General features: G+C 66.1%; 12 protein-coding genes. 7 read left to right on the forward strand and 5 right to left on the reverse strand.

Translation table 11 applies throughout. From position 1 onward, the window contains the following. The first annotated feature begins 25 nt into the window (after positions 1–25). A complete protein-coding gene (locus tag PJW05_RS10340) occupies positions 26–364 on the forward strand; it encodes a tryptophan synthase subunit beta (RefSeq protein WP_271411620.1) in 339 nt (112 codons plus the stop codon). Positions 365–428: 64 nt separating this feature from the next. Here the strand turns inward: PJW05_RS10340 and lapD are convergent, their stop codons facing one another. The 4 genes from lapD to PJW05_RS10360 all read right to left on the reverse strand — a co-directional run bounded on the left by lapD (position 429) and on the right by PJW05_RS10360 (position 4,138). After that, positions 429–2,375, reverse strand: a complete 1,947-nt coding sequence (gene lapD, locus PJW05_RS10345) for a cyclic di-GMP receptor LapD (protein WP_271411621.1) — start codon at positions 2,373–2,375, stop codon at positions 429–431. Positions 2,376–2,378: 3 nt separating this feature from the next. After that, positions 2,379–3,074: a cysteine protease LapG gene (gene lapG, locus PJW05_RS10350; RefSeq protein WP_271411622.1), complete on the reverse strand. Its 696-nt coding sequence runs from the start codon at positions 3,072–3,074 to the stop codon at positions 2,379–2,381. 65 nt (positions 3,075–3,139) lie between these two features. After that, on the reverse strand, positions 3,140–3,541 hold the full coding sequence (locus tag PJW05_RS10355) for a YbaN family protein (RefSeq protein WP_271411623.1): 402 nt from the start codon (positions 3,539–3,541) through the stop codon (positions 3,140–3,142). A 9-nt stretch (positions 3,542–3,550) separates the two neighbouring features. After that, complete coding sequence (locus PJW05_RS10360; RefSeq protein WP_271411624.1) at positions 3,551–4,138, reverse strand: YecA family protein; 588 nt, start codon at positions 4,136–4,138, stop codon at positions 3,551–3,553. A 137-nt stretch (positions 4,139–4,275) separates the two neighbouring features. Between PJW05_RS10360 and recQ the strand changes: the two genes are divergently transcribed. The 6 genes from recQ (at position 4,276) to PJW05_RS10390 (ending at position 13,120) form a co-directional block, all read left to right on the forward strand. After that, a complete protein-coding gene (gene recQ, locus PJW05_RS10365; RefSeq protein ID WP_271411625.1) occupies positions 4,276–6,399 on the forward strand; it encodes a DNA helicase RecQ in 2,124 nt (707 codons plus the stop codon). Between the two features lie 112 nt (positions 6,400–6,511). After that, a complete protein-coding gene (locus PJW05_RS10370) occupies positions 6,512–7,684 on the forward strand; it encodes a GGDEF domain-containing protein (protein WP_271411626.1) in 1,173 nt (390 codons plus the stop codon). Between the two features lie 87 nt (positions 7,685–7,771). Next, complete coding sequence (locus PJW05_RS10375) at positions 7,772–8,788, forward strand: DUF2804 domain-containing protein (protein ID WP_271411627.1); 1,017 nt, start codon at positions 7,772–7,774, stop codon at positions 8,786–8,788. A gap of 75 nt (positions 8,789–8,863) precedes the next feature. After that, entirely contained in the window at positions 8,864–9,298 is a 435-nt protein-coding gene (locus PJW05_RS10380; protein ID WP_271411628.1) for a MarR family transcriptional regulator, read from the forward strand. Next, positions 9,298–10,701, forward strand: coding sequence for a DHA2 family efflux MFS transporter permease subunit (locus PJW05_RS10385; protein WP_271411629.1), 1,404 nt, complete (start codon positions 9,298–9,300; stop codon positions 10,699–10,701). Before PJW05_RS10380 ends, PJW05_RS10385 begins: the two co-directional genes overlap by 1 nt. 271 nt (positions 10,702–10,972) lie before the next feature. Further along, entirely contained in the window at positions 10,973–13,120 is a 2,148-nt protein-coding gene (locus PJW05_RS10390) for a FimV/HubP family polar landmark protein (RefSeq protein WP_271411630.1), read from the forward strand. 48 nt (positions 13,121–13,168) lie between these two features. On the opposite strand, the gene PJW05_RS10395 is transcribed toward PJW05_RS10390, so the two are convergent. Further along, entirely contained in the window at positions 13,169–14,500 is a 1,332-nt protein-coding gene (locus PJW05_RS10395) for an IS4 family transposase (RefSeq protein ID WP_271410669.1), read from the reverse strand. Between the last annotated feature and the right edge of the window lie 91 nt (positions 14,501–14,591).

A 14,591-nucleotide genomic window follows, 5' to 3' on the forward strand; every position in this document is an offset into this window, starting at 1 on the left:
TACGGAGTGGAAAAGGGAGGGAACCATGGTTTACGTGCAACGCGACGAGAACGGCAGTGTGCTGCGGGTGGAGCACGAACCCTTCAACAGCATGACCCAGAGCATGCCGGCCAGCGACCCGGAAGTGTTGAGCTGGTTCGCCAGCCGCAGCCTGCACGACCACCTGATGGCCCTGGCGCACTCCGACCTGGAACTGGTGCGGGTGGTCGAGGATCTGGTGCAGGCGCTGGTGAACCGTGGGGTGATGAACTTCACCGACCTGCCGGAGGCCGCCCGCCACAAGCTGCAGCAGCGCGCCCATGTCCGCGCCCAGGTGGGCGGCCTGAGCAGCCTGGTGCCGGACGAAAACGACCTGTCCTATTGAGCGCGGCTAGCGGGCTGACCGACGACCCGCTCACGGCGCCGTCCCGTTCGCGGGCCGGGTCGTGTCACTCATGCCAGGGCGCCGGCGCACCGACCACGCGGCCCATCACGCCCTGGATGCCCATCTCCCGCAGGACTTCCAACTCACCCTGGGTTTCCACCATTTCGGCGATCAGCGGCAGGTCGATGCTGTTGGTGGCGCGGAACAGCGCTTCGATGAACAGGCGCTTGTCGCTTTCCTGGTCGATGGCGCGGATGTAGGCACCGTCGATTTTCAGGTAGGCCAGGCCCAGGTGGGCCAGGTTGCCGATCAGGCTGAAACGCCCGCCGAAGTGCTGCAGGCCGACGCCATAGCCGGTGCGGCGGATCGCCTGGCAGATCTGCCCGAGTTCGCCGGCCGGCGGCAGATGGCGTTCGTCCAGCTCCAGGGTGAGCTGGGCCGCTTGCTGCGGATGGGACTTGAGCAGGGCCAGCAGGCGTTCGCGCTCCTCCCCCGGACGCAGGCTGGCGGCGGACAGGCTGAGGGCAATGGGCGACGGCGATTGCTGCAGGTGTGCCAGGCAATGCTCCAGCATCGCCAGGTCGAAACGCGCGGCCCAGCCGAGGCGCTCGATCCAGGGCAGGAAGCGACCGGCGGGCACGGCTTCGCCCTGGGGGTCGAGCAGGCGCGCCAGGACCTTGTGGTGCAGGATTTCCGCGGGATTCGCACAAAGTCCCACCGGCTGGAAGTAGAGGCGCAACTTGCCCTTGTTCAACGCATCGTCGATCCAGGCCCGCCAGTCATGCTGGCTCTGGCCCGGGGCAGGGTCGAAATCGTCCAGCCGGGCCCAGGGCCGATTGTGGTCCTGCGCCGCCTGGGCGAGTGCCTGGTCGGCCCGGCCCATGACCTTGTGGATGTCCTCGCCCGGGCGGTAGGCGGCCACGCCGAGCAGGACCACCGGACTGCGGTCACTGGCGCCGGTCTCGTGCAGGCTTTCCAGCTGTTGGGTGATCGTCTCGGCCAGGGGCTCGGTGTCTTCGCCGGTGAGGCCGGGGGCGAGCAGGGCGAATTCGCCGCCACGGCTGCGCGAGGCGAGCCAGTCCGGGGTGCCGCGTTGCAGCACCAGCGCATTGAGGCGCTCACCGATGTCGCGGATCAGGGCATCGGTGCGCTGGCCGCCCAGGCGCTGGTTGAGCCCGCCGAGGTCGTTGACCCGCAGCAGCAGCAGGTAGCCGGAGGCGTTCTGTTCGTTGGGCACCAGTTGGTTGGCCAGGTGGATGTCGAACTGGCGGCGGTTGGCCAGGCCGGTGAGGCTGTCCTGGTAGGCCTCTTCGCGCAGGCGCTCGCTACGCGCGGCTTCCTCGGCGAAGAGTTTGCGCAGCTTGTCCACCATCTGGTTCATGGCCAGTACTACGCGGCGCAGTTCCGGTGTGCGTGGCACCTTGGGCAGGGCGAGAAACTCGCGGCGGCTGATGGCTTCGGCCTGTTGCACCATGTTGTCCAGCGGCCTCAACTGGGTGCGCAGCAGCCAGGCGCCCAGAAGGGCGCTGATGACGCCGCAGAACAGCAACCAGAGCAGACTGCCCACGGCGCTGTCCCACAGCTTGGCCAGGGCGAACTGCGGATGGCTCAGCACCTCCACCCGCGCCGCCTGCTGCCAGCCGCGCATGATCAGCGCGTCACCGCCCTGCGGGCGCAGGTCGACCAGCTGGGCGAACCAGCCCGGCACCTGTTCGCGGGTGCCGGTGGCCTTGCGCTCGGCGATCACGCTGCCGTCCGGGATGCGCACGACGCGGATGCTGGCGAAGTAGCCGCTGTCGAAGATGGAACTGACCATCAGCTCGATCATCGCCGGGTCATCCACATGGGGTGTCATCGACAGGCCGAGGGCCGTGGCGGCGTCCTGGGCGTGGGAGCGCAACTGGCTGAGCAACTGCTCGCGGGAGCTTTCCACGCCGGCGAGGAAACTGCCGGCGAAGGCCAGCGCGAGCAGCAGGCAGATGGCCAGGAACAGTTGCTTGAGCAGGGACATGGGCTAACCCTCTCCTATGGCGAAGCCTTCGGCTCGCATCTTTTTCAGCAGGTCCTGCCAGCGCGACAGCTTCTTGGTGTCCCCGGCGCGCTTGACGCCGGTGTAGAGCCCCTCGGCGTTGAAGGCGTAGACCGGCAGCAGGTCGGTGCGCTGGGAGGCGGGGCGTATCTCGCCGATCAGGTTGTCCAGCACCAGAGGGTCGGCGCTGGGTGTCTTGTAGTAGGTGAGGACCATGTGCGCCTGGTTCTGGCGCAGGGCCTTGACGTAGGTGATGCGCAGCTTCTCGGCGGGAATGCCGAGGCGACGCAGGGTGAAGTACTTGGCGATGGAGTAGTCTTCGCAGTCGCCGGCACCCTTGACCAGGGCTTCGATGGGGGTGGCCCAGTAGTCCTTCTCGTGCCAGGTGCTCAGGTCGTCGGTGAAGCGCAGTTGGCGATTGAAGAAGCGGTTCACCGCGCCGAGTTTATCGCCCTCGGGTTGGTCGACGCTGGCCTGGATCAGTTCGCTCCAGGCGAGGATGCGGTCTTTCGCCGGCCCCAGGTCGCCGTAGCGCCGGGCGGCGTTCTGCAGGATCAGGTCGAAGTCCCAGTTGGCCAGCACGCTGGTCAGGCAGAGCAGCAGGCCGCTGAGCAGGCAGCCGCATTGCCATGCCAGCCACGAGGGTCGCCGCACTCCCTTTGCTGCCCATCGTTGCCGCATTGGCCATCTCTCCGCCCGGAATGCTCAGAGTCTAGGCGGGCAACCGGCGGTTTGCCGAGTGGGCGTCAGTGAGGACGCAGGGTTTTCTGGCGCAGGATATAGATGCTCACCAGCACGGCGCTGGTGAGCATGAAGCCACGGGCCCAGGGCAGCGGCACGAGGATGCAGGAGAGGGTGATGCTGCCCCACATCAGCGCCAGGGCGTAGACCTTGCCCTTGAGCGGGATGCCCTGGCCTTCCAGGTAGTCGCGGATCCAGGGGCCGAGCCGGGGATGTTCCACCAGCCACAGATAGAAACGCCGCGAACTGCGCACGAAGCAGGCCGCGGCGAGCAGCAGGAAGGGGGTGGTCGGCAGCACCGGCACGAAGATGCCGATCACGCCCAGGGCGACGCTGAGCCAGCCGACGACCAGGAGGATCATGCGCAGCGCCGGGTGGCGCTGCTGCTGGATATCGCCGTGGGCCATACGCCCGCCTTAGTGGTGGCGGGGCTTGAGCAGGGCGGGCTTTTCTTCCGGGGCGTTGCACAGCAGGAAGAGGGCGGTCAGCAGTTCGGGGATCTGCTCGACCATCTCGTCCACCAGGCTGCGGTCCCGGGCGATGTCGGCGAACTCGGGCTGTTCGTCGAACAGGCCGGAGCCCACCATGATCGGCAGCAGCAGCTCGCTGACTTCATCCTCGGCACTCTCGAACCAGACCTCCTCGCGGAGGAACACCCCTTCCATGAAGCCGATGCACCAGCCGCGCAGGTCGGAGTCGTCCGGGTCCTCGCCCAGGTCCAGGTCGCAGGGCAGCTCGGGGTCCTCGTCGCTGGCCAGTTGGCGGGCGATGTGGGCCTTGAGGTCCAGCAGGGCGGTTTCGATCTCGGCGCGCTCGGCGTCGCTGCGGTAGTGCGGCGGCTCGGCGAACAGGGCGTCGATCCATTCGCGCTCGGGCACCTGCTCCGGGCAGATCGACAGGGCGGTCAGGTAGCCGTGGGTGGCCACATAGTCCAGAGCCTCCTCGTGCAGGTCATCGGCATCGAGAAAGGCTTGCAGGCGGGACAGTTGCTCAGCGAAGGACATCGTGGGACTACCTTGAGGAATAAACGACGCTGAATTCTAGTCGAGTGCGAGGTTTGCGGCAAAAGCCATGGGCGATGGGCGTGGCCATCTTGCCGTTACGGCTGACGTATAATGCGCGGCTTGTTCCGGAGACCCCCATGCTCGACCAGGCACTGCGCATCCTCAAAGACGTATTCGGCTACGACGCTTTCCGCGGCAACCAGGCCGCGATCATCGAACGCGTGGCCAGGGGAGGCGATGCCCTGGTGCTGATGCCCACCGGCGGCGGCAAGTCCCTCTGCTATCAGGTTCCGGCGCTGCTGCGCGAGGGCCTGACCGTGGTCGTGTCGCCGCTGATCGCGCTGATGGAGGACCAGGTCGCCACCCTGGACGAACTGGGCGTGCCGGCCGTGGCGCTGAACTCCACGCTGTCCGCCGAGGCTCAGCGGGATATCGCCGACCGCCTGCGCCGTGGCGAGATCAAGCTGCTCTACCTCGCCCCGGAGCGTTTGGTGCAACCGCGCATGCTGGCCTTCCTGCAGCGCCTGCCGATCGGCCTGTTCGCCATCGACGAAGCCCACTGCGTGTCCCAATGGGGACACGATTTCCGGCCGGAATACCTGCAATTGGGCCAATTGGCCGAGTTGTTCCCCAATGTGCCGCGCATGGCCCTGACCGCCACCGCTGACATGCGGACCCGCGAGGAGATGGTCCAGCGCCTGCACCTGCAGAATGCCGAGCGCTTCCTCTCCAGCTTCGACCGGCCGAACATCTTCTACCGCATCGTCGCCAAGGATCAGCCGCGCAAGCAGTTGCTGGGCTTCCTCGCCGAGCGCCGCGGCGATGCCGGCATCGTCTACTGCCTGTCGCGCAAGAAGGTGGAAGAGGTGGCGTCCTTCCTCTCCGCGCAGGGTTTTCCGGCGCTGCCGTACCACGCGGGGTTGTCCAACGACCTGCGGGCCTACCACCAGAAGCGCTTCCTCAACGAGGAAGGGCTGATCATGGTCGCAACCATCGCCTTCGGCATGGGCATCGACAAACCCAACGTGCGTTTCGTCGCCCACCTGGACCTGCCCAAGTCCCTGGAAGCCTATTACCAGGAAACCGGCCGCGCCGGCCGTGACGGCCTGCCGGCCGATGCCTGGATGGCCTACGGTCTGCAGGACGTGTTGCTGCTCAAGCAGATGCTGAGCAACTCCGAGGGCGACGAGCGCCACAAGCGCATCGAACAGCACAAGCTGGATGCCATGCTCTCGCTCTGCGAAGAGACCCGCTGCCGTCGCCAGACCCTGCTGGCCTACTTCGACGAAGAACTGGCCCAGCCCTGCGGCCACTGCGACATCTGCACCGATGGCGTGCAGACCTGGGACGCCACCGAGCCGGCGCGCCTGGCGCTCTCGGCCATCCACCGCAGCGGCCAGCGCTATGGCGTCGGCCACCTGGTGGACCTGCTGCTGGGGCGCGATAACGAGAAAGTGCGTTCCGCCGGCCATCAGCACCTGTCGGTGTTCGGCATGGGCAAGCAGTTGTCCGAAGCCGAGTGGCGCACCCTGTACCGCCAGTTGGTCGCCCGTGGCCTCGCGGACGTCGACCTGGAGGGGTTCGGCGGCCTGCGCCTGACCGAAGCCTGCCGCCCGCTGCTGCGGGGCGAAGTCAGCCTGGAACTGCGCCGCGACCTGTCCAGCAAGGCGCCCAAGCCGACCGCCAGCGCCGCCAGCCAATTGGTGCGGGGCGAGGAGCGCGAGCAGTGGGAGGCCCTGCGCACGCTGCGTCGCAAACTGGCGGAAGAACACAGCGTTCCGCCCTACGTCATCTTCCCTGATGCGACTCTGCTGGAAATGCTGCGCAGCCAGCCGCGCAGTCTGTCCGAGATGGCCCGGGTCAGCGGCGTGGGCGCGCGCAAGCTGGAGCGCTACGGCGAGGCCTTCCTCGAAGTGCTCAATGGCGCCGGCGAGGCGCCGCGCGCGGTTACCGACCTGCGCCATGAGCTGGTCAGCCTGGCGCGTGCGGGCATGACGCCCGCGCAGATCGCCCGCCAGCTCAACTGCAGCGAAAAGAACGTCTACAGCCTGCTGGCCGAAACCATCGGCAACCAGCAGCTCAGCCTGGAGCAGGCGCTGGACCTGCCGGAAGACCTGCTGGGCGAAATCCAGGACGCCTTCCTCGATGGCGAAGGCGAGTTGCCGCCCGTGGCGGAAGTGGCCGCACTGTTCTCCGGTCGGGTGCCCGATGGCGTGCTGCACTGCGTGCGGGCTGCCCTGGAGGCGGAGTTCGAGGCCTGATCGGCTGCTGTCGAGGTTCGCGTCAGGAGTATGACGGGGCAAAGCGACGAACTTGTGACGCCGCGCACGACCGGCTAAGGTGCGCCAGAGGCCTCCGACAGAAGAGGTAGATGTGTCCTACAGCAACACTGCCTGGCTTGACGATGTCCGCCCCAATCCATACGCCGATCAACTGGCCCTGGGGTTCCGGCATCTGCGTTTCGCGCGCTCCCTGGAGCGTGAATACCGCGACTATTTCCTCGAAGAGAACTTCGATCTCAAGCGCATTGCCCTGGGGCTCGGTCTGCTGACCTGGCTGGCGTTCGCCGTGCTCGATTTCTACCTGATCAGCAGCGCGGAGCGCTGGTGGATGCTGGCCGTGCGCCTGGGCGTGCTGGGGCTGCTGCTGGGATGCGGCGTGCTGATGCTGCAGCGCCGTCGTCGCGATCTCCTGGCGCCGTTGAGCCTGGTCTGCATCGGCGCCCTCGGTATCGGCGCGGGCGCGGTGGTGGCCATTGCCCACCGCAGCGATCCGTCCTTTCCCTATGAGGGGCTGCTGCTGGTGTGCATGGCGGCCTATTTCCTGGTGGGGCTCCGCCTGGGGGAGGCATTGGGTGTTTCCCTGGTGATCCTGCTGGCCTATGTGGGGCTGGAGATCTGGGCCGGGCTGCCCTGGCCGAGGTTGGTCAACAACCTGCTGTTCCTGCTGTTCGGCAACCTGGCGGGGGCGGTCGGCTGTTACCTGCTGGAGTTCAAGTCCCGCGAGCACTTTCTCATCAGCCGGCTGATGCGGGTGTTGGCCGACCACGACAGCCTGACCGGGCTGTACAACCGCCGCAGCTTCAATCGACAACTGGAACGCCTGTGGCGCCAGGCCCAGCGGGAAAAACTCGGGTTGGCGCTGCTGCTTTGCGATGTGGACCATTTCAAGGCCTACAACGACCGCTACGGCCACCAGGCCGGCGACCAGGTGCTGCAGCAGGTGGCGCGGGTGCTGGAAGGCACCGCGCGCCGTCCCCTGGACATGGCGGTGCGCCTGGGGGGCGAGGAGTTCGCCGTGCTGCTTTATGACGTCGGCGAACAGGAAGCGCGGCGCTGCGCGGAGAGGCTGCGCGCGGCGCTGGAGGCGCAGGCTATTTGCCATGAGGCCTCGCCCACCGCGCCCGTGCTGACCATGTCCATCGGTGTGGCGTGCGTGCATCCGCTGCCGGGCATGCCACTGGCCAGGCTCTACGAGTTGTACGAGCAGGCGGATCGGGCACTCTATGAAGGCAAGGCGTTCGGCAGGAATCGCGTGGTGGCCTAGTTGGTCGCTCCGGATGGCGCGCCCCGTGACTGCCCGGCGCGCCGACCGGTGCTAGCATCGCCGCTCCTTCTGCTTCGAGCGATCCGCATGGACAAGCTGATCCAGGCCGATGGCCAGCCGCATTACGGCATCTTTCCTTCCGCGCCGGGCCTCATCAACTACCGTGACTTCGACTTCCGTTCGCCCATGGGGCGTCGCCTCGGCGCACTGGCCAAGTGGCGGCGATTCCACCAGTTCCAGTATTTCGGCCTGCTCAGCGACGAGTTGATCGGCGGTTGCGCCCTGGCCAACCTGAGCCTGGTGGGTGTCGGCTTCGTCTACCTCTTCCATCCGGCCAGTGGGCGCATGATCGAACGGCAGTTCAAGCTACCGCTCGGGTTGGGTACGTCATTCTCCCAGCAGCCGGACGGGGGCACCGGCGAATTGCGCCAGGGGCGCAATCTGCTGCGCTTGGAAAACTGCGCTGAAACCGGCGAAAAGCGCCTTCTGGTGGCGCTCGACGACGGTACTCGCATCGATGCCCGTTTCAACGAGCGCCAGCCGGCCTTCCAGCCCATGTGCATCTGCACGCCGACGGCGGTGAATGGCTGGGTCTATGCGCAAAAGGTGGCGGGTGTGGCGTGCCAGGGGCAGGTCAGCAGCGACCTGGGGCGATTCGATCTCGGCCAGATAGGCGCCTTCGCCCATCACGACTGGTCGGCCGGCTACATGCGCCCGGAAACCCACTGGAATTGGGCCTGCCTGTCAGGCCTGGCGGAGGGCCGGCGGGTCGGCCTGAACCTGTCCTGCGGGGTGAACGAAACCAGCTTCACCGAAAACTGCTTCTGGCTGGATGGCGAGCTGCTCAAGGTGGATACCGTGCGCTTTGCCTTCGATCGCGACCAGCCGTTGAGCACCTGGAGCATCGCGTCCCACGACGGCCAGGTGGACCTGCGATTCGAGGGCGAGGGGTTGCACCGGGAGCGGCTGAACCTCGGTTTCATTGCAAGCAATTTCAAGCAGGTCTTCGGCCGCTTCAGCGGCACCCTGCGTCCGCCGGGACGTCCGCCAGTGCGCATCGACCAGATGTGGGGGTTCGTCGAGGACCAGTATGTGAAGTGGTAGGGCAGGGGGCTTGCCCGCGGCTTTCGGCTATGATTAGCTGGCTAATTATTAGTATAAGAAGTCCGAGTCATTTCGATGTCCTACCCCGATCAACACCGTTTCGCCATGCAGCTTGCCCAGATGTCCCGCGCATGGCGCGCCGAACTCGATCGCCGCCTCGCCGGCATGGGGCTGTCCCAGGCCCGCTGGCTGGTGCTGCTGCATCTTTCCCGTTTCCAGGAATTGCCGACCCAGCGTGAGCTGGCCAAGAGCGTCGGCGTGGAAGGGCCGACCCTGGCCCGCCTGCTGGACAGCCTGGAAGCCCAGGGCCTGATCCAGCGCATGGCGGTTGTCGAAGACCGCCGGGCGAAAAAGATCGCCCTGTGCCCGCCGGCCCGTCCCCTGATCGAGCGGATCGAGGCCATTTCCAGCCAACTGCGCCAGGAACTCTTCGCGGGTATCGACGACGACGAACTGCGTCACTGCCAACAGGTTCACGCACGGATACTGGCGAACCTGGACCGCCTCTGATGGGGCAGGATCTGGAAGCGCTGCACCAGCGCTTCGGGGCCCGGTATCCGCAGTGGCTGCTGGGCCTGCTCATGCTCGGCAGCATGGCGATGATCCTCGCGTCCACCAGCATCAACGTCGCCTTGCCGGCGATCATGGCCGATTTCCACATCGGCCGCCCGTTGGCGCAATGGCTTTCCACCGGTTTTCTCGCCTCCATGACGGCCGGCCTGCTGCTGGCGGCCTGGTGCCAGGCACGCCTGGGCGCACGGCGTACGGTACAGCTCGGACTTGGCCTGTTCAGCCTGGCTTCACTGCTGGCCCTGGCGGCCACTTCCGCCTGGCAATTGATTGCCCTGCGCATCCTCATGGGCGCCTGCGCCGGCATCATCCAACCGCTGGCGATGGTGCTGATTTTTCGGGTCTATACCGACGGTGGTCGGGGCATGGCCCTGGGCATCTATGGCCTGGGCGTCATGGTGGCGCCCACCCTGGGGCCGACCGTCGGCGGCTACCTGATCGACCACTTCGGCTGGGGTGCGGTGTTCTGGCTGCCCCTGCCGCTGTGCCTGCTGGCGCTGATCGGGGCCCGGTGGCTGATGCCCAGCGAGCGGAACCGCAGTACGCCAGGCGTCGATCTGCCCGCCTTCCTCCTGCTCTGCGTTGCCCTGTTCGCCTTGCTCGGCGCGTTGGCGGAGGCCCAGCGTTATGGCTGGCTGGCGCCGAATACCTGGCTGCCCGGGCTGCTGGGCCTTGGCTGCGCCGTGGCCTTCCTGCGTCGCAGCCGTGCCTGCGCGCGGCCCCTGCTGCCGATGCAGCTGTGGCGTCACGCAGCATTCCGCAAGGCCAGCTGGGTGGCTCTGGTGCTGGGGCTGGGGTTGTACGGTTCCACCTACCTGATTCCACTCTTCCTGCAGACGGTGGAAGGCTATAGCGCGGGCCAGGCCGGTCTGCTGCTGTTGCCGACCGGCGTGGTACTGGGGCTGGCGTCCTTCCTCGGCGGTTGGGCCAGTGACCGTCTGGCGGCGGCGTCCCTGCTGGTGGTCGGCCTGCTGGTGTTCGCCCTGTCCTCGGCGGCCCTGGGGTTGGCGGGGGCGGGCGCTTCCTTCTGGGTGCTCTGTGGCTGGGCCTGTGTCGGCCGGCTCGGGCTGGGGCTGCTGCTGCCGGCCATGAGCACCGGCGCGCTGGACGTCCTCAGTGCGGAGGAACTGGCGCTGGGCGCGGGCGCCATCACCTTCGTCCGTCAGTTGGGCGGCGCCTTCGGGGTCAACCTGCTGACGTTCTTCCTGGAGTGGCGCCATGCCGCCGAAGGGGGCGATGCCGCAGCCGAAGCCCTGGCTTTCGAGCAAAGTTTCTGGCTGGTTGCGCTACTCTTCCTGTTGGCGGTGGTGCCGGCCAGGGGCGTGCGGCCTGCACGAAAATGAGCATGCAAATCGCACGATGAAAAAAATGTCAAGCCCCCTGGCGAAATATTCCGAATAGTGGAGTAAGCTACAACGAAGGTCTGTGGCCAGCTGCCATTACGCCGGATGAGGGAGAGAAAGGTCCGGCGCTACAGGTTTCAGGTGGAGTGGACAGGGAGCGACATTCCACTGTCATGCAGCTTTGAGGTCAGCGTGTTCCACCACGTTTCAGGGGTGCCCGATTGCGGCATCAGGGGCGTGATTCGTGAGTGCGATTGGCCGGGGAGGACATATGGCGAGGGTTCACAAGCTTCTTCTCACGCTTGCTTCCGGGTCTGCGCTCTATTCAGGCCTGGTACCAGCGCTGGGGCTAGGCGAGATAACCCTGCACTCCGCTCTCAATCAGCCGCTGGATGCCGAAATCGAGCTGCTTGAGGTCGGTGACCTGAGCGACAGCGAAATCAAGGTCAGCCTGGCGTCGGCCGATGCGTTCGAGCGTGCCGGCGTCGATCGTTTCATCTTCCTCAACGACCTTCGTTTCAGTCCGGTGATCCGCGGTTCCAGCAGCCGCATCCGCGTGGTGTCCAATAAACCCGTCCGCGAACCCTACCTGAATTTCATCGTCGAAGTGGCGCGCCCCAATGGCAAGCTGCTGCGTGAATACACTTTGCTGCTGGACCCGCCCGGTTCCGCCTTTACCGCGAGCGCCGCCGCGGTCAGCCCGGCGCGCGAGGTGTCCGCCGCCACGGGTCGGGGTGCATCGGTACAAGCTGGGCCGGCGCCTGCCGCAACCGAAGGCAAGCGCTACCAGGTTGTGCGGGGTGACAGCCTGTGGCTGATTGCCAAGCGCGTCAGCGTCGGCAGCGGCTTCTCCCAGCAGCAGATGCTGGAAGGCATCTTTGCTCTGAATCCCCAGGCATTCCCCGGCGGCGACATCAATCGACTGCATGTCGGTCAGTCGTTGCTACTGCCGGACCGCGCAGTGCAGGTCGGCGCCCCGTCGGCCCCCGTGGTCGAGGCTCCCGCTGCTGCGCCGAGCGAGGCAGCGGCGCCTGCCGTGGCGACACCGACCGCGCCGACCCTGGATGTGCTGAACCAGGCCCAGGAACGGGTGGACGCCAGCATGGCCCAGGTCGAGGCCGAGCGTGTTGAGTTGCGCCAGCACATCGCCGAACTCCAGGCCAGGCTGGATGCGATGCAGCAGCAGTTGGACGGCAGCGACCAGCAGATGACTGCCCTGCAGGCGCAGATCCAGCAACGCACCGCCGAGCCGGCCGTCCCGGTCGCCCGCGAAGCCGCCCCGGTCCAGCCAGCCGTTGCGGTGATTCCCAAGGCCCAGGCGGCCGAACAGAGTGTTTCGCTGACGGCGCACGAAGGCACCACCGGTATCAGCCCGTTCTGGTGGGCGATCATGGTGTCCGGCCTGGTTCTGTTGTTCCTGCTGGATTGGGTACTACTGCGCCGCTCCCGCCGCGCGGCCCAGGAGCAGGAGCTGGAAGAAGCCCAGACCAGCGGCAAGGCCAAGGTGGCCTTCCAGCATCGTCGTCAGGAGGTTCAGCCGGTCACCCCGGAACTGCCGGAAGTGGCTCCGGTCGCCAAGGTACAGAGCGCTCCGATGCCGGCCGTTCAGGCCCGCGATACGCGAGTCAGCGCCGATGCCCTGGACGGCGCCAATATCTACATCGCCTATGGCCGCTGGCGCGAAGCCCTGGCCGTGTTGCGCCCGGCTGTCGCCCAGGAGCCCCAGCGCCTGGAGCTGCGTTACCGCCTGCTGGAAGTTCTCGGCGAGCTGCGTGACCCGGTGGCCTTCACCCTCGAAGAAGCCGCTCTGCGCGATGTGGGCGCCGACGAACAACGCCTGGCCGCCATTTGCGCCCGTTATGCGGATGTCGGGTCGGCAGGGAGCGCACCGAGCGACCCCGTCTTCGTACTGGACGAAGCCCCCTCGTCCCTGTCCGCAGCGAGCAACGAACCCATCGACGGCCCGCAGTCCGACTTCGATGGCTATCCGCTGGATGCCGACTGGGAACAGGTCAGCCCGTTCAAGACCGCCGAGCCCAAGCGCAAGGCGAGCGTGGTCCGAGCCTTCCCGACCGTGGAGGACGACGCCGCCTTCCCCACCAACCTGCAGGAGCTGCCGGAAGTCTTCGAACTGACCCTGGATGCCGACACCCTGAGCCCGTTCGGCGAATTGCCGGAGCTGCCGCAGGCCGAGAGCCTGGACGGGTTCGCCGACGAGTTCGTCGATCCCCTGGTCAGCCTGGACGAGCTGGACAAGCTGGATGCCCGTCAGGAGAACCTCACGAAACTCAACCTGGCGCTGGCCTACATCGAGCAGGGCAATATCGAGGCGGCCTGCAGCATCCTCAACGAGGTCATCAGCGAAGGCGACGACCAACTGAAACAGGAGGCGCGTGACCTGCTGGCGAAGATTGCCTGAAGCCTGTCGGCCTGAACGAAAGAGCCCGGACCTGGTCCGTAATGCTGTTCACTTAAGCGGAGCAGCCTTGCGGTCCACCGGGTAGCGGGTCTTGGAAATCTTTACCGTCCTGGGTCTTGATGGCTTGGGGCGGTGATCCAGAAACAGCCCGCCAATACCGGCTCGCAACTCCGACAGGCGGCGGCCCGTGGCCGAAATCGGGTTGGCCGCCGCCATCACGATCAATTGCACGGCGATATAGTGAGCCACCGGCTTGAAGCGGATGTCGGCGGGTGAGCGGCCGAAGGCGACTGCCGCCTGACCGGCCTCACGGCGGATGATGTTGTAGGCCAGCAACAATCCCCAGACCTCCTGGTAGACCAACGCCTTGACCTTGCTGCGCAGGGTCACCGCATTCTGCTGCAGGGAACTCTTGATGTTCCGGAAACCCAGTTCGATCTCCCAGCGCTCCCGGTACAGTGTGGCGACCGCCTTGGCGCTGTAGCGCTCGGCCGGCAGCGAGGTCAGAACGGTTTTTACCTTGCCCTGGACTTCGTAGCTGACCTCGCGCACCTCCCAGTGCGTGGGTAGGTTCGGGTTACGGTTTCGCGCCTGGGGCGACACCTTCATGCGCAACAGGCGATCCCCTTTGCCATAACGCGTCACTTCCTCGCTGACTAGGCCCTGGCGGGCCGGGATCAACCAATGTCGGTGGTCACCGCCCTTGTTCAACCCCAACAGCAAGTCGGCGCTCCAGAACCCCTTGTCGAACAAGGTCACCGAATGGTCGGGAATCTGCTGCACAAAGGCATCGGCCAAACGCATTTCACTGCGCCGGTATGGGCTCAGCTGGGCATCCAGAATCAAGTGCGAGCGCACATTCATCAGGGCCACGAGCCGCAGCATGGGGAACGGCGTCTGACGGTCGGTGGCGGTATTGCCAGAGCCGAAATGCTCCCGCAGTTCGGGTGTATCCGGGGTGCGCAGCAGTGCACCATCCACCGCCAACACCTGCAGGCCCTGCCAGGTATCGCCGTCATAGCGCTCACACCCCCATTGCTGACCCGTCTGGCGAAACAGCCATTCAACCGGATCGGCCCCCAGCCGTTTGCGTGCCTCGGTGACCCCACTTCTGGCCAGCAGGTGGTCGGAGGCCAGACCCTGGGCGCAGATGTTCAGGCGCCGCGCCACCTCATGGACCGGCTCGTCGCGGAACAAGGCCATGCCGAGCACCAGCCAGAGCACCTGATCACTGGGCAGGCGCCGGCGGCGGATGGTGGCTTGGGCAGAAAGGTCCAGCGCCGAGGCCACCCACTCGATCGGGATGTTTTGGGTGAAGGTGCTCAAGTCGGAGAAGTTGAACAACTCGCCCAGGTCGAGCAACTGCTGTTGAAAGGACATAAAAAATCCGATGCCAGAGGTCTGGCATCGGATTCTCGGGGAGCCTCGGCTGCAGCTCAAATGCTTATGTGAACAGCATTACGGACCTGGT

Source organism: Pseudomonas sp. Q1-7 (genome assembly GCF_028010285.1).
GTDB lineage: Bacteria > Pseudomonadota > Gammaproteobacteria > Pseudomonadales > Pseudomonadaceae > Metapseudomonas.

Bases quoted from the DNA above. Each gene is read 5' to 3' on its own strand.
- PJW05_RS10340 (WP_271411620.1), top strand. From the start codon at position 26: ATGGTTTACGTGCAACGCGACGAGAACGGCAGTGTGCTGCGGGTGGAG.
- PJW05_RS10360 (WP_271411624.1), bottom strand. From the start codon at position 4,138: ATGTCCTTCGCTGAGCAACTGTCCCGCCTGCAAGCCTTTCTCGATGCC.
- PJW05_RS10375 (WP_271411627.1), top strand. From the start codon at position 7,772: ATGGACAAGCTGATCCAGGCCGATGGCCAGCCGCATTACGGCATCTTT.
- PJW05_RS10380 (WP_271411628.1), top strand. From the start codon at position 8,864: ATGTCCTACCCCGATCAACACCGTTTCGCCATGCAGCTTGCCCAGATG.
- lapD (WP_271411621.1), bottom strand. From the start codon at position 2,375: ATGTCCCTGCTCAAGCAACTGTTCCTGGCCATCTGCCTGCTGCTCGCG.
- recQ (WP_271411625.1), top strand. From the start codon at position 4,276: ATGCTCGACCAGGCACTGCGCATCCTCAAAGACGTATTCGGCTACGAC.
- PJW05_RS10390 (WP_271411630.1), top strand. From the start codon at position 10,973: ATGGCGAGGGTTCACAAGCTTCTTCTCACGCTTGCTTCCGGGTCTGCG.
- PJW05_RS10395 (WP_271410669.1), bottom strand. From the start codon at position 14,500: ATGTCCTTTCAACAGCAGTTGCTCGACCTGGGCGAGTTGTTCAACTTC.
- PJW05_RS10385 (WP_271411629.1), top strand. From the start codon at position 9,298: ATGGGGCAGGATCTGGAAGCGCTGCACCAGCGCTTCGGGGCCCGGTAT.
- PJW05_RS10355 (WP_271411623.1), bottom strand. From the start codon at position 3,541: ATGGCCCACGGCGATATCCAGCAGCAGCGCCACCCGGCGCTGCGCATG.
- lapG (WP_271411622.1), bottom strand. From the start codon at position 3,074: ATGCGGCAACGATGGGCAGCAAAGGGAGTGCGGCGACCCTCGTGGCTG.